An 18,050-nucleotide genomic window follows, 5' to 3' on the forward strand; every position below is an offset into this window, starting at 1 on the left:
ATGGCCGGCGCCCCGCGTCCGTTCAGCGACCGGCCCCAGCCGCCAGCACGCCCTTTCCGGGCGCCGGCATCACGCCGGCACCGGGCAATACCATGCCCATCCGGCATGCCGGCACGTTGGTGCGCTGGAACAGTTCGTGCACCCACTCGATGAAGGCCTGCACGCGCGCCGACAGGTGCTTCTTCTGCGGGTAGACGATCCACACCGGCGAGCCGGTGGAGATGGTGTCTTCCATGATCACCTTGAGCTTGCCGTAGCCGATCGCGCTGGCAGCCAGCCAGTGCGGCGTCTGGATGATGCCCAGCCCGGCGATGGCGGCCTGAATCACCGACTCGCCGTCGTTGATCAGCAGGTGCGCGTCGATATCCAGCGCGATGCGCCCGTCCGGCGTGTCGAACTGCCACTGGTAGGGGCGGCCGCTGGTGGGATAGATGTAGTTGATGCAGTGGTGCTGCTTGAGATCGTCGATGCTGACGGGAGCGCCATGGCGTTCGAGGTAGCTCGGTGACGCGCACAGCACGTTGCTGAAATAACCGAGCTTGCGCGCGATCAGGTTGGAATCTTCCAGCTCGCCCATGCGGATCGCGCAGTCGATGCCTTCCTCGATCAGGCCGATGTTGCGGTCGCTCATCGACAGCTCCAGCCGGATATCGGGAAAGCGCGCTTCGAACTCGGCGAGGTTGGGGATCAACGCCGCCCGACCCACCGACACGTTCACCGCCACGCGCAGCTTGCCCTTGGGCTTGGTGCGGGCGTAGTTCAACGCCTCCACCGCCTCGCCCAGGTCAGCCAGAATGTCCTTGCAGCGCTGGTAGAATGATTCGCCGTCGTCGGTAAGTCGCAGCGCCCGCGTGCTGCGGAACAGCAGGCGAACGCCGATCTGTTCTTCCAGCCGGGACACCGCCCGACTGACCCCGGACGGCGTCATGCCGAGCTGGGCGGCGGCGGCCGCAAAACTCTTCGCTTCGACCACGCGAACGAAGCTGGATATTGCCGAGAAGTCTTCCATACCTGTCACCGTCGTGTCATTCGTGACTCGCAGTCACGATTGGTGTGCGCTCGAAAGGGGTTAACTGTACCGTACAGTATTTATATTATCACGCCCCCACCGTGCTGCGTTGCCGCACGGCCCCACTCCCCGGAGCGTGACAATGAAGAAGAAACTGATCCTTGCCGGCCTCGTCGTGGTGGCCGTCGCCGGCAGCTGGGCCTTGCTCGGCAGCCACGGCGAAAGCCATGCCCAGGCGGCCGCCGGCGGTCCGCCCGACGTCACCGTGGCCCCCGCCTTGCTGCGTTCGGTCAGCGACAGCGCCGAATTCACCGGCCACGTGCAGGCCGTCGATACCGTGCAGGTACGTCCGCGCGTGGGCGGCTACGTCGACGCGGTGGCCTTCAAGGAAGGCGCCCTGGTACACAAGGGTGACGTGCTGTTCCGCATCGACCCGCGCCCATTCCAGGCCGAGGTCGACCGGCTCGCCGCCCAGCGCGACCAGGCCCGTGCCGCGCTGAAACTGGCCCGTGACGACGCCAGCCGCGCCACGCGCCTGCTCGCCCAGCATGCCATCGCCAAGGCCGAGGCCGACCGCCAGACCACCGCTGCGCAAAGCGCACAGGCCGCACTCGCGGCGGCCAACGCGGCGCTGGCATCGGCGCAGTTGAATCTCGGCTTCACCCAGGTGCGCGCGCCGATCGACGGCCGCGTCAGCAATGTGCGCGTCACCCCCGGCAACCTGGTTTCCAGCGCCGACGTGCTGACCAGCGTGGTCTCGGTGAATCCGGTCTACGTGTATTTCGACGTGGACGAACAGACCTGGCTGAAGCTCGACCACCTGCGCGCCAAGGCTCGCCAGGGCGGCCACGTCGCGCACATCGGCGCCGCGATGGAGTTGACCGACGAAAGTGGCTACCCGCATGCGGGCCAGCTCGATTTCGTCGACAACCAGTTGCACGTCGATTCCGGCACGATGCGGCTGCGCGCGGTGTTCAACAACCACGACGGCCTGTTCACTCCCGGCCTGTACGCCCGCGTGCGCCTGCAAAGCGGCCAACCGAAACCGCGCCTGCTGATCGACGACCGCGCGGTCGGCACCGACCTCGGCAACCAGTTCGTCTACGTGGTCGACAAGGAGCACAAGGTGCAATACCGGCGCATCAGCACCGGCCCGCTGGTCGATGGGCTGCGCGTGGTCGAGAACGGCCTGAAAGCCGGCGACAAGGTGGTGGTGAACGGCCTGCAGCATGTGCGTCCCGGTGTCGAGGTGAATCCGCAGCTGGTGGCCATGACCTATCGGCTCAACGCACGCGACAAGGCGTTGGTGGAAGCGACCGCGCCGGCTTCCCGCGATGCGGACACTGCGCAGGCCAACCATGGCGCCGCTGCATCGCCTATTGCATCCCTCTCCCCCCGGGAGAGGGTGCCGGCAGGCGGGTGAGGGTACGGCCCGCGCGCCGCCTCGAAAGCTTCGCCGAACCCTCATCCGCCCTGCGGGCACCTTCTCCCGACGGGAGAAGGAAGGACCCGCACGACGTGACCCCAAGGTAACCCCATGAAGAACATTGCCCAGTTTTTCGTCGATCGGCCGATCATGGCCGCCGTGCTGTCGCTGCTGTTGCTGATTACCGGCGGCATTGCGGTGTTCCAGCTGCCGATCAGCGAATACCCCGAGGTCGTACCGCCCACCGTGGTGGTGAAGGCCAGCTACCCCGGCGCCAACCCCAAGGTGATCGCCGAAACCGTCGCCACGCCGCTGGAGGAACAGATCAACGGCGTCGAAGGCATGCTGTACACGTCCTCGCAAGCGACCAGCGACGGCAGCATGACGCTGACCGTGACCTTCGCCCTCGGCACCGATCTCAACAACGCCCAGGTCGAGGTGCAGAACCGCGTGGCGCAGGCCTTGCCGCGCCTGCCCGACGAGGTGCAGCGGCTCGGCGTGACCACGCAGAAAAGCTCGCCCGACCTGACCATGGTGGTGCATCTGGTCTCGCCCGACCATCGCTACAACATGCTGTACCTGTCGAACTTCGCGCGCCTGCACGTGAAGGACGTGCTGACCCGGTTGAACGGCGTGGGCGACGTGCAGGTGTTCGGCGCCGGCGAGTACTCGATGCGCGTGTGGCTGAACCCGGACAAGCTGGCCCAGCGCGGCCTCACCACCGGTGACGTGGTGAACGCGATCCGCGAGCAGAACGTGCAGGTCGCCGCCGGTGCGCTGAATGCGCCGCCGGGGCCGAACAACTCCGCGTTCCAGCTCAACGTCAACACGCAGGGCCGCCTGAGCAGCGTGGACGACTTCCGCAACATCATCGTGCGCACCGACGCGGACGGCAGCGTGGTGCACCTGGGCGACGTGGCGCGGGTCGAGCTGGGCTCGAACCAGTACGCGCTGCGCAGCCTGCTCGACAACCAGCCGGCGGCGGCGCTGCCGATCTTTGCCCGGCCCGGCTCCAACGCCATCGACATCTCCAACGAAGTGCGCGCCACCATGGCGCAGTTGAAGAAGACCTTCCCGCAGGGCGTGGACTACCGCATCGTCTACGATCCCACGGTGTTCGTGCGCGGTTCGATCGAGGCGGTGGCGCACACGTTGCTGGAAGCGATCCTGCTGGTGGTGCTGGTGGTGATCCTGTTCCTGCAGACCTGGCGCGCCTCGGTGATTCCGCTGATCGCGGTGCCGGTGTCGCTGGTCGGCACGTTCGCGGTGATGTACCTGATCGGCTTCTCGCTCAACGCGTTGTCGCTGTTCGGCATGGTGCTGGCGATCGGCATCGTGGTGGATGACGCCATCGTGGTGGTGGAAAACGTCGAGCGGCACATCGCGCTCGGCCAGTCGCCGAAGGAAGCCACGCGCAAGGCCATGCACGAAGTGACCGGGCCGATCGTGGCCACCGCGCTGGTGCTGTGCGCGGTGTTCATCCCCACCGCCTTCATCAGCGGTCTGACCGGCCAGTTCTACCGCCAGTTCGCGATCACCATCGCGATCTCCACGGTGATCTCCGCGTTCAACTCGCTGACCTTGAGCCCGGCACTGGCGGCGATCCTGCTGAAGCCGCACGACGCGCCGAAGGATCGCCTCACGCGCATCCTCGACCGCGGCCTGGGCTGGTTGTTCCATCCGTTCAACCGCATGTTCCATCGTGGTTCGGAACGCTACGTCGAAGGTACCCGCCGCCTGCAGGGCAAGGGCCCGGCCGCGCTGTTGCTGTACGCCGGGCTGATCGCGCTGACCTGGTTCGGCTTCGCCCACGTGCCGACCGGTTTCGTGCCGGCGCAGGACAAGCAGTACCTGGTGGCCTTCGCGCAACTGCCCGATGCCTCCTCGCTCGATCGCTCGCAGGACGTGATCGAACGGATGAGCGCAATCGCGCTGAAGCAGCCGGGCGTGGAACACGCGGTGGCCTTCCCCGGCCTGTCGATCAACGGCTTCACCAACTCGCCGAACTCGGGCATCGTGTTCGTGACGCTGAAGCCGTTCGAGGATCGGCGTGACCCCTCGCTGTCGGCCGGCGCCATCGCGGCCACGCTCAACCAGAAGTTCGCGGCCATCCAGGATGCCTACATCGCGATCTTCCCGCCGCCGCCGGTACAGGGGCTGGGCACGATCGGCGGCTTCCGCATCCAGATCGAGGACCGCGGCCAGCTCGGCTTCGACGAGTTGTACAAGCAGACCCAGAACCTGATCGCGGCCAGCCGCAAGACGCCGGCACTGGCGGGGCTGTTCTCCAGCTTCCAGGTCAGCGTGCCGCAGGTGGACGCCGACGTGGACCGCGAGAAGGCCAAGGCCGAGGGCGTGAACCTGTCCGACGTGTACCAGACCATGCAGGCCTACCTGGGCTCGCTGTACGTCAACGACTTCAACCGCTTCGGCCGCACCTACCAGGTGAACGTGTCGGCCGAGCCGGCGTTCCGCCATGACCTGGCGGACATCGGCCAGCTGAAGACGCGCAACGCCAAGGGCGACATGGTGCCGCTGGGTTCGTTCGTCACCGTCAAGCGCGGCGCCGGCCCGGACCGCGTGCAGCACTACAACGGCTACCCCACCGCCGAGATCAACGGCGGGCCCGCGCCGGGCTTCAGTTCCGGCCAGGCGCAGGCGGCGATGGAAGCGCTGGCGGCGCAGCACCTGCCGAACGGCATGAGCTACGAGTGGACCGAGCTGACCTACCAGCAGATCCTGGCCGGCAACACTGCGATCCTGGTGTTCCCGCTGTGCGTGCTGCTGGTGTTCCTGGTGCTGTCGTCGCTGTACGAAAGCTGGTCGCTGCCGCTGGCGGTGATCCTGATCGTGCCGATGGTGCTCTTGTCCGCGATTGCCGGCGTGTGGCTGAGTGGCGGCGACAACAACATCTTCACCCAGATCGGCTTGATCGTATTGGTCGGACTGGCGTGCAAGAACGCGATTCTGATCGTCGAGTTCGCCCGCGAAATGCAGCTGGAAGGCATGAGCCGCCACGAAGCGGTACTGGAAGCGGCACGCCTGCGACTGCGCCCGATCCTGATGACTTCGATCGCTTTCATCATGGGCGTGGTGCCGCTGGTGACCTCGCACGGCGCCGGCGCGGAAATGCGTCACGCGATGGGCGTGGCGGTGTTCTCCGGCATGCTCGGCGTGACCATCTTCGGACTGATCTACACCCCGCTGTTCTACGTACTGATCCGCGCGCTGGTGGAACGTCGCGAGGCGCGCAAGCGCGCGCAGACCGACGCACTGCCGGCGCTGGAGGGCCACTGAGATGACATCGCTGATTCGTAACACCGTGCTGTTCGCCGCACTCGCGCTGGCCGGTTGCGCCAGCGTGGGGCCGAACTACCAGACGCCGCACACCGCGCCGATCCAGGTGCAAGGTACGGACGCCGCGCGCGAAAGCGCCACGCAGTTCCAGGCGCAATGGTGGAAGCAGTTCAACGATCCCACGCTGAACGCGCTGATCCAGAAGGCCGCGGCGAACAACCTCGACCTGCGCATCGCGGTGGCGCGGCTGGCCGAATCGCGCGCGCTGCTCGGCGGTGCGAAGTCGCAGCAGTGGCCCACCATCAACACCGGCATCAGTTACAGCCGCAGCCGCGAGCAGCAGCCCGGCTTCACTGACCAGCGCGTGACCACCACCAGTTACCAGGCCGGCTTCGATGCCTCGTGGGAACTGGATCTGTTCGGCGGCGTGCGGCGTTCGGTGCAGGCTGCCGGCGCCGATCTCGGTGCCAGCGAAGCGGCGCTGCAAGACGCGCAGGTCAGCCTGTTCGCCGAGGTGGCGCGCAATTACTTCGCACTGCGCGGCACCCAGCAGCGGCAAGCCATCGCCCAGCGCAACATCGCCAACCAGCAAGACACGCTGAAGGTGATCCGTGCCCGCGTCGACGTGGGCACTGCCTCCGACCAGGATCTGGCCAGCGCCAGCGCCCAGTTGAATGCGGTGCAAGCGCAACTGCCGCTGCTCGACATGCAGGCGCACGCCAGCGAGTACCGCCTGGCCGTGCTGCTGGGCGAACGTCCTGGCGAACTGGACGTGGACGTGTCGCCGGGCACCTTCCACCCGATCGACACCGTGCTGCCGATCGGCGATGCCGGCAACGTGCTGGCGCGCCGACCCGACGTGCGCGCGGCCGAACGCGAGTACGCCGCTGCCACTGCGCGCATCGGTGTGGCCAAGGCGGATTTCTTCCCGCACATCTCGCTGGGTGGCTTCCTCGGTTTCCTCGCCGGGCGCAGCAATGACTTCGGCAGTCCGTCCACGCGGGCCTGGTCGCTCACGCCGAGCATCACCTGGAACGGGCTCAACGTGCAGCGCGTGCGCGCCAACCTGCATGCCAGCGAAGCCCGCGCCGATGCGGCGCAGGCGAACTACCAGCGCACCGTGCTGGAAGCGATCGAGGACGTCGACAACGCGGTGGTCGGCTACAACCAGCAGCACGCCAGCGTGGAAAAACTGATCGACCAGGCCAGCCACAGCCGCCGCGCCGCCGACCTCGCGCGCATCCGCTACAAGGAAGGCGCCACCGGCTTCCTCGAACTGCTCGACGCCCAGCGCGTGCAACTGGCCGCCGAGGATGCGCTGGCCCAGGGCGAAGCCGCCATCGACACCCGCGCGGTGGCGCTGTACAAGGCGCTGGGCGGCGGCTGGCAAGCCTGCGGCGACGAACGGTGCAGCAAGGTGGCGCAACCGGCCGTGGCCAGCGTGCCATGACCGCGACGCGCACGCCGCAGCTGGCGGAAGCCACGGACGCGTCGTCGATCTCGCCCACGCACCGCGTGGCCCTGGTCACCGGCGCCAACCGCGGGCTGGGTTTCGAGGTGACGCGCCAGCTGGCCGAACGCGGCTACACCGTGTTGCTCGGTGCGCGCGATCCTGCCAAAGGCAAGCAGGCGGCGAAGTTGCTGGCCGGCCATGCGGGCGCGGTGGTCCCGGTGACGCTCGACGTGGATCGGCCGGAACAGGTCGACGCCGTGGCCGCACTGATCGAACGCAAGTACGGCCGCCTCGACGTGCTGGTGAACAACGCCGGCGGCCATCTGGACGCGACTGCCCGCGCCGAAAGCGTGGACGTCGCCACGGTACAAGCCGCGCTCGACACCCATCTGCTCGGCGCGTGGCGCCTGTGCCGCGCGCTGCTGCCGCTGATGCGCCGGCACGGCTACGGCCGCATCGTCAACGTCACCAGCGGTTGCGCCACCGGTGCGCCGGATGCCATCGGCTATCCCGCCTACCGCGTATCCAAGGCCGCGTTGAACGCCTTCACCCGCACCCTCGCCACCGAGCTGGCCGGCAGCGGCATCCTGGTCAACGCGGTCTGCCCCGGCTGGGTCGCCACCGACCTCGGCGGCAGCGGCGGACGGCCCGTCGAACAAGGCGCCGCCGGCATCGTGTGGGCTGCGTGTCTTCCCGAACCCGGCGTCAATGGCAGGCTGTTCCGCGATGGCCAACGGATCGACTGGTAGCCAGCAACCACCCGTTGCCGTACAGCTCGAAAACCCCGTACCCCCTGTAGGAGCGCACCCTGTGCGCGATGGCTTTTCCGCGACGTGACGAAGAGCATCGCGCACAGGGTGCGCTCCTACACGGCATCCAACCAGGAGCGTGGTGTGGCGCCCCCCATGGGTCGCGAAGCATGCCTCCTACCGCTGCACCATCAGCGCGAACCATTCCCAGCCGCGCATGTGCTCGGCGATCAGCTTGGTGCTGGTCAGCATCGGCACCGCCAGCAGCGCGCCGGGAACACCCCACAGCCAGCCCCAGATCAGCAGCCAGAGCAGGATCGCGATCGGACTCACGCGCATGCGCCGACCAAGGATCATCGGCGTGATCACGTTGCCCTCGAACGCGGTGATGCAGGCGAAGCACAGCGCTGGCAGCACGGCACCGCCCAGCGCGTCGAAATGGATCAGCCCGACCAGCAGCAGCACGGTCGTGGTGACGATGGCGCCGACGTAGGGAATGAAGTTGGCCAGCATCGCCACCGCGCCCCACAGCAACGGATCGGGCACGTGCAGCAGCCACAGCATGCCTGCGGTGACCGCGCCCAGGGTGAAGTTGATCACCGTGGTGGTGAGGATGTAGCGCGACACCTCGACCTGGATGCTGCGCACGATCGACACGGCATGGCGCTTGTAGCGGAAGTCCGGGCCGATCTCGACCAGCCGTCGCAGCAACGTGTCGCCATAGACCAGGAAGAAGAACACCAGCAGCACCACGCTCAACACCGCCGCCAGTACTTTCGGGGCGGTGGACACCACGTCCCACGCGCTGATCGCCACATCGGCCGGATGCGGAACCGCGCGCGTCGGATGTCCGTTGACCAGCGTCTGGGTGGCGCGGTTGGCTGCCTCCAGCGGCCGGGTGATGTGTTCCAGCTTGGGAATGAAACTGCGGATCGCGTGCGGGGCATTGTGGAACCAGCCCATCGCCGGTTGCGCCAGCAGGCCGATGCCGGTGCCGATGCCGCCGATCAGCGCGATCACCAGCACGCTGGCCGCCAGCGCGCGCGGAATGTGCCGGCGCGCGGCGAACGCAACGATGGGATTGAGCGCCAGGCCGATGAACGCGGCCAGCACCAGCGGGATCAGCAGCGCGCGGGTGATCGTGGCGGTATACAGCAACGCCAGCAGCAGCATCGCATTGAGCACCACGCGAATGCCGCGCAGATGGCGGCGCACGCCACGACCGCTGCGCAGGCTGTGCGACAACCGCCGCACGTGCGTCACGCCAGGCGGGACATCCTGCACATCCTGCACCACCGCGTGCACGGGCACGTCGCCGCCAGCGGCCACGGCTGGCGCACCAGGAGGATCGATCGTGTTCATGCCTGCGGATCGCCGCCCGCCGCTCCCAGTTCGGCCAGCAAGCGAGCGCCATGCGCCACGATGTCGGCGAAACCGCCACCGAGCAGCGTACCGAGGCCCGGCACGCGCAACGGATGCACGTTCAATTGGCCCAGCACGAAACCGGCGCCGGCCGCCGCGCCCACCGTGGCCAGCGGATAGCGATGCCCGCGCGCCAGCAAGGCCGCCGCCGGCGTCGCCAGCTCGGCGCGGTGCGCCGCCACCTGCGCCTGCGCGGTGCGCACCTTGGTCAATTCCCCGAGCAGCTTCATCGTTCCGTCTCCCCCTCGTGCTTCGATTCGGCACCCACGCCCCGATCGGCCCTGCGCAGCGTCTCGTGCATCATCGCGCGCCACTCGCTGCGCGTGGCGGGCAGGCTCATCCAGTGCATGCAGCGCCGGAACAGCAGGATCGCGCCGAACAGGAACAACGCCTGCAGCAACGCCAGAACCAGCAACGCCCAGGTCCACGAACCGAACCATGTCGCCAGCAAGACGCCGACCAGGCCCAGCAAGGTCAGCCCCAGGCCCACGCCGGCCACCGTGGCCGCCAGCCCCGCCACCAGCATCCACGATACCGCACTGCGCGCCAGCCCGAGTTCGGTGGCCAGCAAGTGCAACTGGGCACCGAACAACTTGCGCACCGCGCGCCCCAACTGGCCAACTTCGGCCAGCAGGGACGGTGCTGGCTCGGCGGGCGGCTCGCTCGATGACGGCTTGCTCGCCGAGGGACCGGGCGGCGGCGTGCCCGTCGCGTCCTCAGCCACGGAATCGTGCATCCGCCATGCCCGTGCCGTTCACCACGTCAGCGACGCAGGATGCGGCCAAGCAGCCAGCCCGCGCCCAGCGCGATGGCCACCGACTGCACCGGTTTTTCGCGCACGTAGTCGCGCGCCTGGTCCAGCCATTCATCGGCACGATCCACGCTGCGGTCATAGGCCGCACGGCCGCGCTCGCCCAGCTCGCTGGCCTTGTCGGTGGCGCGATTGGCGGCATCGGCAGCCTTGTCGGTGGCGTGGTGCAGGCTTTCCTCGACGTGGTCGGCAGCGCGATCAACGGCATCCTTGGTGCTGGCCACCGCGTCGGATGTCGCCTGCTTGACGCGTGCGGCGCCTTCGTCGATGCGGCTGCCGGCCTCGGCGGCCTGCGTCTGGACTTGCTTGCTCATGGTTGTCTCCGGAGTCGGGGAGGGGATCACTCTAGCGGGTTGGCGCCACCGTCGGCGTGCCGCCTCGGCCGATCATTCAGCCAGAACGACGGAAAAACGCGATCGCCGCCAGAATCAGGAAAATGACGAACAAGACCTTGGCAATCCATGCCGCCGTGCCGGCGATGCCGGTGAAGCCCAGCAACGCGGCGATGATGGCGATCACCAGAAAGACCAAGGCGTAGTGCAGCATGGTGGGTTCCTCTTGACAGTGCAGGAGCCGCCCAAGCGCTCCACGCCGCCATTTCCCCACAACCCATGCGCGCTGGGCGTGAAGGCCGTCCGCGCCGGCCTGCACGCGCCGCCCACATCGGACGGGCAACGCGATCGCAGAAACCGTGCCCGCGATCACGCGGCGGGTCGCGTCGATAACCCAGCAGCGCGGCCAGCTCAAGCCCGTCAGGCTCCCGGAGGCGGCCAGCCGCCCCGGCGTGGCCCGATCACGCCGCGGCGGGATTGATCGTGTAGGTGCCCAGCAGTTCCGCTTCGGCCAGCACATGACCGGCCATCGCCGCGCGCAACTCGGCCAGATCGAAACCCGGATGCAGGTCGAGCTCGGCCACGTCCAGCGCGTGGATGCGGAAGTGATAGTGGTGCACGATGCTGTCGTTCCACGGCGGGCACGGGCCGTCGTAACCCAGGTAGTCGCCGGCCATCTCGGCATCGCCGGCAAACCAGCCGGTGTAATCGTTCTTGCCCTGCACGCTGCCGGGCGGACCGAAGGGTTCGCGCTTGCCGCGCGGGGTGATGCCATCGCAGCAGGCACCCTCGCCCAGCTCGCCGCACTCGGGCGGAATGTTCGCCATCAGCCAGTGCACGAACTCCACGCGGGGCAGGTCGGCAGGAACCGTGCGGCCTTCCTTGTTCACGTCATCGCCACGACTGGGCACGTCGGTGTCGATGCAGGTGAGCACGAACGAACGGGTGTCGTTCGGGGCGTCCGTCCACAACAGGTGCGGGCTGAGGTTGTCGGACAGCTCGACCGGCTTGCCTGGCTTGCCGAAGGCGTTGCGGGTGGGGATGGGGTGGGTGTGTTGGAAGTTGTCGCTTTGCAGTTGCATGAGGGGCTTCCGTTTTTGGGATTTTGTTTATCGTAGTGGGTGGGGCGTGATGTTGGGTTGCTCGCCTGCGGGGGGCTCTTTCGCTTGTGTCAGCGTGATCGATGACGGGCTCGCCTGCGGCGGGCTTTCGAGCGCCTGCCGGCGCCCGAGTCACTTCTCTTTGCTGGCTCAAAGAGAAGTAACCCAGAGAAATGGCCTGTGGGACCCGCCGACCCTACAAGCCTTGGCGATCGAGGTGTTTGGAACTTGCGTGGCTCTTCCTGTTACACGGGCGTCCACACCGCGCCGTCACCGTCAACTGAGGGGTAGGAAGAGCGGACGCGTGTGGTCGAGCTTGGCGCTGCGGTGTGCGGCTTTTTCATTCCCTTCGAGAGCGGCGCGCGGCGGAGGATCAGGCCCGCAGGGTGGCTGGCATGGATGCCAGCCAGTTCGACGCCAGGGCAGGAGGCCCTGTCGGCGAACCCCCGTAGCCGGGCGCGGACCCGCCGGCTCGAAGAGCCGGGGGGCGCGAACGCAGGGTGCCCCTCTCTTGGGTTACTTTCTCTCGGGCAAGCGAGAGAAAGTGACTCGGCCACCGGCAGGCGGTCGAAACCTCCGTCACCACAGGTGACGGCACACACCAGTGGCATCCGGCCATCCAACAAAACACTCGTGCGCCAGCACACCCACTCTCAGGGTGTGTATGTCACCCGATACACCGCCCCCGCCAAATCATCACTGACCAGCAAACTCCCATCGGGCAGCGGCTGCACATCCACAGGACGGCCCCAGGCTTTCTGATCCTGCTGGAAGCCGGTGATCAGGGGTTCGTAGGAGACCACCTTGTCGCCATGCAGGCGCACCGTCATCACGCGATAACCGGATTTTTGAGTGCGATTCCACGAGCCGTGTTCGGCGATGATGATGGCGCCGCGATAGCTGGCCGGGAATTGCCGGCCGTTGTAGAAGCGCATGCCGAGCGAGGCCACGTGGGCGCCGAGTTTCAGCACCGGCGGGGTGTAGTTTTTGCAGGAATGGCCCTTGCCGAATTCCGGGTCGAGGATGTCGCCTTCGTGGCAGAACGGGTAGCCGAAGTTTTCGCCCAGGTGCGAGACCCTGTTCAACTCGTCGCTGGGCACGTTGTCGCCGAGCATGTCGCGACCGTTGTCGGTGAACCACAGCTGGTGCGAGCCACGGCGCCAGTCGAAGCCGACGGTGTTGCGGATGCCGTAGGCCACGTCCTGCACGTCGCTGCCGTCCGGGTTCATGCGCAGCAGCTTGGCGTAGCCATTGCCCGGGTTGCAGATGTTGCAGGGTGCGCCGATCGGCACGTAGAGCTTGCTGTCCGGGCCGAAGGCGATGAATTTCCAGCCGTGGTGACGCTTGGTGGGCAATTTGTCGTAGACCACCTGCGGCGTCGGCGGGTCGTCGAGGTGGTCCTCGATGTCGCGCAACACCAGGATGCGGCTGACCGCTGAGACGTACAGATCGCCATCGTGGAACGCCACGCCCACCGGCATTTCCAGGCCACTGGCGATCACGCGCACCTTGTCGGCGCGGCCGTCGTGGTTCGTGTCGGTCAGCGCATAGACCTTGCCGGCGCCCATCGAGCCCACGAACACGGTGCCCTTCGCACCGAGCGCAATCTCGCGCGCATTCGGCACCTGGTCCGAATACACCGCGATATGGAAACCCTTCGGCAACACCAGCTTGTCGAGCTGCGGCGAAGCCAGCGCCGGTACTGGCAACAGCATCGACATCATCACCATCGACAGCAGGCACGACACAATGCGCATGGCGGCGACTCCGTAGCGAGAAGCCCCAAGCCTATACCGACCGCCACGCCACGGCAGCATCCGCTCTGCTAACGTGGCGCACTTCACAGGGAGGCCGCATGGGCGAGCTTGAGGATCTGACTACGCTGGTGCGCGCGGCCACGCCGCTGCTGGTGATCGAAACGGTGGACGAGCAGCGGGTGGTGGAATGCTTCCGCCACGTCATCGCGCAGTCGCTGCGCCCGCTGTGGCGCTGGACGCTGACCGACGGCCTGCGCCGGCTCGACTTCGCCGCCGAAACCGAGTCGGTGGCGCCCGACGCCACCACCACGCTGGATGCGATCCGCGCCGCCGAAGCGGCCGGTATCTACCTGATGTTCGACTTCCACCCGTTCCTGCGCTACGCGATGAGCCAGCGCCTGCTGCGCGAAATCGTGCAACGGGAACGCTCGGCGGCGCACACTCTCGTGCTGGTCGGCGCCAAGATCGAACTGCCCGACGAACTGGAAGCACTCGCGCTGCGCGTGCCACTGTCGCTGCCCGACCTGAAGGAACTGGCCGGTATCATGCGCGGCGAAGCGGTGGCCTGGCAGCGCGAGCAGGGCCGCAAGCTGGAAGTGGACAACGAGGCCGCGCGCACCATCGTGCGCAACCTGCTCGGCCTCACCGCGCCGGACGCGCGGCGCATCGTGCGCAAGCTGATCTACAACGACGGCGCGCTCGGCCAGGCCGATCTGCCGGTACTGATGCAGTCGAAGTTCGACCTGCTCAACCGCTCCGGCCTGCTGCACTACGAATACGCCACCGCCAGCTTCGCCGACATCGCCGGCGTCAGCCACGTGCGCGAATGGGTGCAGCGTCGCCGTGCCGTATTCCTGGCTGCCACACCCGATCCCGTACTCGACCCGCCCAAAGGCGTGTTGCTGCTCGGCGTGCAGGGCTGCGGCAAAAGCCTCGCCGCCAAAGCCATCGCCGGCGGCTTCGGCGTGCCGCTGGTGCGGCTGGATTTCGGCACGCTGTACGACAAGTACCAGGGCGAAACCGAGAAAAACCTGCGCGAAGCCCTGGCCAGCACCGAACTGCTGGCGCCGTGCGTGCTGTGGATCGACGAGATCGAAAAAGGCCTGGCCAGCGGCGGCGGCGAGGATGGCGGCGTGTCGCGCCGCGTGCTCGGCTACCTGCTCACCTGGATGGCCGAACGCAAGAGCAAGGTATTCGTCGTCGCCACCGCCAACGCCGTGCACGAACTGCCCGCCGAACTGCTGCGCAAGGGCCGCTTCGACGAAATCTTCTTCGTCGACCTGCCACGCCCCGAGGTGCGCCAGCAAATCTTCGCCCTGCACCTGAAACAACGAAAACTTGATCCCACCAGCTTTGATCTGCCCGCCCTGGCCGCGGCCAGTGAAGGCTTCTCCGGCGCCGAAATCGAACAAGCCGTCGTCAGCGCGCTCTACGACGCCGCAGCCAGCGAAGGCGGGCTCGACCAACCCACCTTGCTGACCGCCCTGGGCAGCACCCGCCCGCTGTCCGTGCTGATGGCCGAGCAGGTCGAGGCGCTGCGTGAATGGGCTCGGGGGCGCTGCGTGGCAGCCGATTGACGGCAATGGAAAAGTCCGGCTTGTACGCGAAGTGAGCCATCCGGGGAGGCCCAGAGGGGGCAGCAAATCATTCGCTGACCTGATTGGCGACGATGCTCAGCTAAAAAAGACCGTTCGCGCTGAGCGTAGCTTGCGTTAGCAAGCGGAGTCGAAGCGCCTACAGCGCGATCACCCTTCGACTCCGGCCCTACGGGCCTACGCTCAGGGCGAACGGCGAGGCATCGGCTGAACCTTGTCGCTAATCAGGTTCGCCGAACCTCCGAGATCGTCCTCGCTCTCACCACGGATAAACGGCGGCGCGGCACGCTGGCGCGAAAAGCTGCATGATTAGACGGCAGGTTCAGGCTGCAACACCGATCCAATATGTTGATTCGTGTAGTCATCAACCGACAGACGAGTTCCAACGACCGGGTTTATGCTGCAGGAATAGGTTGCACTTCGTCATTCAATTTAAGTTAGCTGCCAACAGATATGTCGCGCCCATACAAATTTTGCCCATTTTGCAGCCGGCGAGTCCCTATCGCATTTCTTGCACTTTGCGGCTTGTCGGGGACCTTCCGTCCGCCACGCTGCTCCTTCAAGTGCCAGGAGTGCACGAATACTTCGTACGCCCCTCGGCGGTGGGAATATCAAACTACACTTGTATCAATTGGCATTGTGTTTGCGGCAATCGCACTACTGTTCGCATCCGAGGTGTTCAGCACGCCGTATAGCGGTGCAAAGTTATGGTTCGCGGTTGCTTCGGGCAGTGCGGCCGGGCTACTGTTAGAGTACTTTGTAATAGGCATAGTCCGTTGGCTTACGTTGAGCAAGATGCATCTGAGAAAGGTGCGCAGCTAACTATGTCGGTCAACCGGACGCAAATCCCGCTACGCGGTCTTTGCGCCTGTTACCTCAAGCGTTAGGCGTCAGAACAGCATCTTTTTGTTGTTGCATCGCGTGGCTTCGCCACGCGGCTTATTTCTAGCGTTGAAGCTGTAGAAAAAGCCTACAACCTGAAAACTTGTATTTACGATGCCCGTGTACGCGGTCCAATAGCGAGTCGCGGGTCGAAATGGACTCAGAATTGAACTGTTGCAGGCAAATTTTAGCTCGTGTTTCGAGCACTCTTTGACCGCACCATTTTTTCTACAGCCACGTTAGGCCCTTATGGACAGAACTTCGTTCGCTCAACAAATCCATATCGCAATGATCCATGCAAACCGCAAACTTAGGTCTGCTGGCTTGCCCGCATCGGTCATGCAAATTTTCATCATCGTCGTGTTTTTTGTGCTTTTGCAGTCGGACTCCAAATATGTGCTTTGGTTTATGGCCATCGCGCTGCCTGTGTCCATCGCGATATCAACCGCTTTGGCATTTGCTGTTCGCAACGCTTTCAAGCGTCACGCGCCGTCTTGTCCAGGGTGCGCAAAGCCAATAGGCTTGCTCACTAGGCGCAAAGCACTGGCAACTGGTATGTGCCCAAATTGCCGTAGCGCCCTTTTCGGGCCTAACAACTCCGTAAGAGACTTCCCGTCAACCCCAGGCGCATGACGCTTTTGCCTTGGGCTTTCAGGCGACTGCCGGCGATGGTGTTGTCAGGCGTTGAATGCTGCGTGTCAGTGCTGCGCGGATCCAACGAGTGTCAGGCTGCATTTCCGTAACCGGTCTTGTTGAGTCGATGCCGCGGACTCGGACCTTTGTATAAACCGCCACAATCACCTTGCGTAGATGCGCCGCCCGATCCAGCAGCGATGGTCGTGCCGGCCCGGAGGGCCGCATATCCGAGCCGAAGCATGGATGAACGCGTCGAGGCACTATGCTGCCAACGCCGGCATCCATTTGCTTGAGGCCTTGCCATGAAGACCACCCTTCTCGCGCTGCCCTTCCTGCTCGCCATCGCCTTCGTTGTTTACGCCGAGGGCAAGCTCACCCCGTTCGCGATCTGGAATGCACTACCTGCGGTGGCGGGCTTCGCCCTGTTGTGGGTTGGCCGGCATGCGCGCCTGGCGGCGTACAGGATCGGTTGCGCGATCTTCGCCGTCGTCGCGACGCTCTTCGTGACGCTTTTTCATCTCGCCTGGTGGCTGGACTGGCATGGCACGGCGACGGGTTCTTCCACGTCGGCGCTGGCTTTCATCTTCGTTCCCATCTGGGCCTGTCTCCTGGCCAGCATCGCCGGGGCATTGGCATGGGGCGTCGCCTGGCTCGTTGACCGGCATCGCCTCGCCCGATAAGCCGCGCCACAAATGGACCGACTCAAGGCGGGGACGATACGCTGCCGCAATAACCGGCACATGCGGCATCATCAGCACTCCCACCCCTGCGCCTGCCTGCCATGCCCAATCTTCCGCCATTCCACCTCGCCTTCCCGGTTAACTCGCTGGCGCAGGCGCGCGCGTTCTATGGCGACCTGCTGGGTTGTCCCGAGGGCCGTTCCAGCGAGAGCTGGGTCGACTTCGATTTTCATGGCCACCAGATCGTGGCGCACTTGGCGCCCGAGGAAGTGCGCGCCGCCGCCGCGCATGACGTCGATGGCGACAATGTGCCGGTGCGTCACTTCGGGCTGGTGCTGGAGATGGATGCCTGGCAGGCGCTGGCCGAACGCCTGCAGGCGGCGGGCACGCGTTTCGTGATCGAGCCGCATGTGCGCTTTGCGGGGCAGGTTGGCGAGCAGGCCACGATGTTTCTGCTCGACCCCAGCGGCAACGCGCTGGAGTTCAAGGCGTTCGCCGATCGCACGCAACTGTTCGCGAAGTAGGGGCGGCCATGGAAGCGGAAGACCTGCGCAAACTGGTGAATGTGCGCATGCCCTACGGCAAATACCAGGGCCGTCTGATCGCCGACCTGCCCGGCGCCTACCTCGCATGGTTCGCGCGCAAGGGCTTTCCGCGCGGCGAGCTGGGCCAGCTGCTGGCATTGATGCTGGAGCTGGACCACAACGGCCTGTCGTCGCTGCTCGATCCATTGCGGAAAAAATCGTAATCGCGCAGCGAACCGATCATCCGGCGTGCTTTGCGTACTTCCATGGGGAACATCGCAAAACTTGCATCACCCCAGCGGCTCTTAACAGCCGAAGGGCTGGTCAAGCTGGGGCCCAGTGCCTTTGATGCATTGAGTAGCAAAGGCACTGGGTGA

16 protein-coding genes are annotated in these 18,050 nt (G+C 65.8%); 8 read left to right on the plus strand and 8 right to left on the minus strand.

What is annotated here, in order from left to right:
* Nucleotides 1-22: 22 nt before the first annotated feature.
* Nucleotides 23-1,009 (minus strand): LysR family transcriptional regulator, encoded by a 987-nt coding sequence (locus tag BMY90_RS13630; protein WP_245735047.1) that lies wholly within the window; start codon nt 1,007-1,009, stop codon nt 23-25.
* Nucleotides 1,010-1,151: 142 nt separating this feature from the next.
* Here BMY90_RS13630 and BMY90_RS13635 point away from each other — a divergent pair, with 142 nt between their 5' ends.
* From BMY90_RS13635 to BMY90_RS13650, 4 genes are all read left to right on the plus strand, one after another.
* On the plus strand, nt 1,152-2,432 hold the full coding sequence (locus BMY90_RS13635; RefSeq protein WP_092704694.1) for an efflux RND transporter periplasmic adaptor subunit: 1,281 nt from the start codon (nt 1,152-1,154) through the stop codon (nt 2,430-2,432).
* A 114-nt stretch (nt 2,433-2,546) separates the two neighbouring features.
* Nucleotides 2,547-5,732 (plus strand): efflux RND transporter permease subunit, encoded by a 3,186-nt coding sequence (locus BMY90_RS13640; protein WP_092704696.1) that lies wholly within the window; start codon nt 2,547-2,549, stop codon nt 5,730-5,732.
* Nucleotide 5,733: 1 nt separating this feature from the next.
* Nucleotides 5,734-7,182, plus strand: coding sequence for an efflux transporter outer membrane subunit (locus BMY90_RS13645; RefSeq protein WP_092704698.1), 1,449 nt, complete (start codon nt 5,734-5,736; stop codon nt 7,180-7,182).
* Entirely contained in the window at nt 7,179-7,934 is a 756-nt protein-coding gene (locus BMY90_RS13650; RefSeq protein ID WP_092704794.1) for an SDR family NAD(P)-dependent oxidoreductase, read from the plus strand. Before BMY90_RS13645 ends, BMY90_RS13650 begins: the two co-directional genes overlap by 4 nt.
* 177 nt (nt 7,935-8,111) lie before the next feature.
* On the opposite strand, the gene BMY90_RS13655 is transcribed toward BMY90_RS13650, so the two are convergent.
* The 7 genes from BMY90_RS13655 to BMY90_RS13685 all read right to left on the minus strand — a co-directional run bounded on the left by BMY90_RS13655 (nt 8,112) and on the right by BMY90_RS13685 (nt 13,356).
* Nucleotides 8,112-9,296, minus strand: a complete 1,185-nt coding sequence (locus BMY90_RS13655) for an AI-2E family transporter (RefSeq protein WP_092704700.1) — start codon at nt 9,294-9,296, stop codon at nt 8,112-8,114.
* The gene (locus tag BMY90_RS13660; protein WP_092704702.1) at nt 9,293-9,586 is read right to left on the minus strand and encodes a hypothetical protein; all 294 of its coding nucleotides are present in this window, start codon (nt 9,584-9,586) and stop codon (nt 9,293-9,295) included. The genes BMY90_RS13655 and BMY90_RS13660 overlap by 4 nt, the downstream gene beginning before the upstream one ends.
* The gene (locus BMY90_RS13665) at nt 9,583-10,092 is read right to left on the minus strand and encodes a hypothetical protein (protein WP_092704704.1); all 510 of its coding nucleotides are present in this window, start codon (nt 10,090-10,092) and stop codon (nt 9,583-9,585) included. The genes BMY90_RS13660 and BMY90_RS13665 overlap by 4 nt, the downstream gene beginning before the upstream one ends.
* Nucleotides 10,093-10,118: 26 nt before the next feature.
* Nucleotides 10,119-10,481 carry an ElaB/YgaM/YqjD family protein gene (locus BMY90_RS13670; protein ID WP_008216274.1) on the minus strand — a complete coding sequence of 121 codons (363 nt, stop codon included), beginning with the start codon at nt 10,479-10,481 and terminating at the stop codon, nt 10,119-10,121.
* Nucleotides 10,482-10,557: 76 nt separating this feature from the next.
* Complete coding sequence (locus BMY90_RS13675; protein ID WP_008216284.1) at nt 10,558-10,713, minus strand: DUF1328 domain-containing protein; 156 nt, start codon at nt 10,711-10,713, stop codon at nt 10,558-10,560.
* A 247-nt stretch (nt 10,714-10,960) separates the two neighbouring features.
* On the minus strand, nt 10,961-11,581 hold the full coding sequence (locus BMY90_RS13680; protein WP_092704706.1) for a YbhB/YbcL family Raf kinase inhibitor-like protein: 621 nt from the start codon (nt 11,579-11,581) through the stop codon (nt 10,961-10,963).
* 671 nt (nt 11,582-12,252) lie between these two features.
* Nucleotides 12,253-13,356, minus strand: a complete 1,104-nt coding sequence (locus BMY90_RS13685) for a PQQ-dependent sugar dehydrogenase (protein WP_092704708.1) — start codon at nt 13,354-13,356, stop codon at nt 12,253-12,255.
* A 98-nt stretch (nt 13,357-13,454) separates the two neighbouring features.
* On the opposite strand from BMY90_RS13685, the gene BMY90_RS13690 reads away from it, so the two are divergent.
* The 4 genes from BMY90_RS13690 to BMY90_RS13705 all read left to right on the plus strand — a co-directional run bounded on the left by BMY90_RS13690 (nt 13,455) and on the right by BMY90_RS13705 (nt 17,897).
* Nucleotides 13,455-14,933: an AAA family ATPase gene (locus BMY90_RS13690; RefSeq protein WP_092704709.1), complete on the plus strand. Its 1,479-nt coding sequence runs from the start codon at nt 13,455-13,457 to the stop codon at nt 14,931-14,933.
* Between the two features lie 1,838 nt (nt 14,934-16,771).
* Complete coding sequence (locus tag BMY90_RS13695; RefSeq protein ID WP_092704711.1) at nt 16,772-17,149, plus strand: hypothetical protein; 378 nt, start codon at nt 16,772-16,774, stop codon at nt 17,147-17,149.
* Between the two features lie 101 nt (nt 17,150-17,250).
* Nucleotides 17,251-17,673: a VOC family protein gene (locus BMY90_RS13700; protein ID WP_175481581.1), complete on the plus strand. Its 423-nt coding sequence runs from the start codon at nt 17,251-17,253 to the stop codon at nt 17,671-17,673.
* 8 nt (nt 17,674-17,681) lie between these two features.
* Complete coding sequence (locus BMY90_RS13705) at nt 17,682-17,897, plus strand: DUF3820 family protein (RefSeq protein ID WP_008215511.1); 216 nt, start codon at nt 17,682-17,684, stop codon at nt 17,895-17,897.
* Nucleotides 17,898-18,050 lie beyond the last annotated feature (153 nt).

The organism is Rhodanobacter glycinis, assembly GCF_900114325.1.
GTDB classification, from domain to species: Bacteria; Pseudomonadota; Gammaproteobacteria; order Xanthomonadales; family Rhodanobacteraceae; genus Rhodanobacter_A; species Rhodanobacter_A glycinis.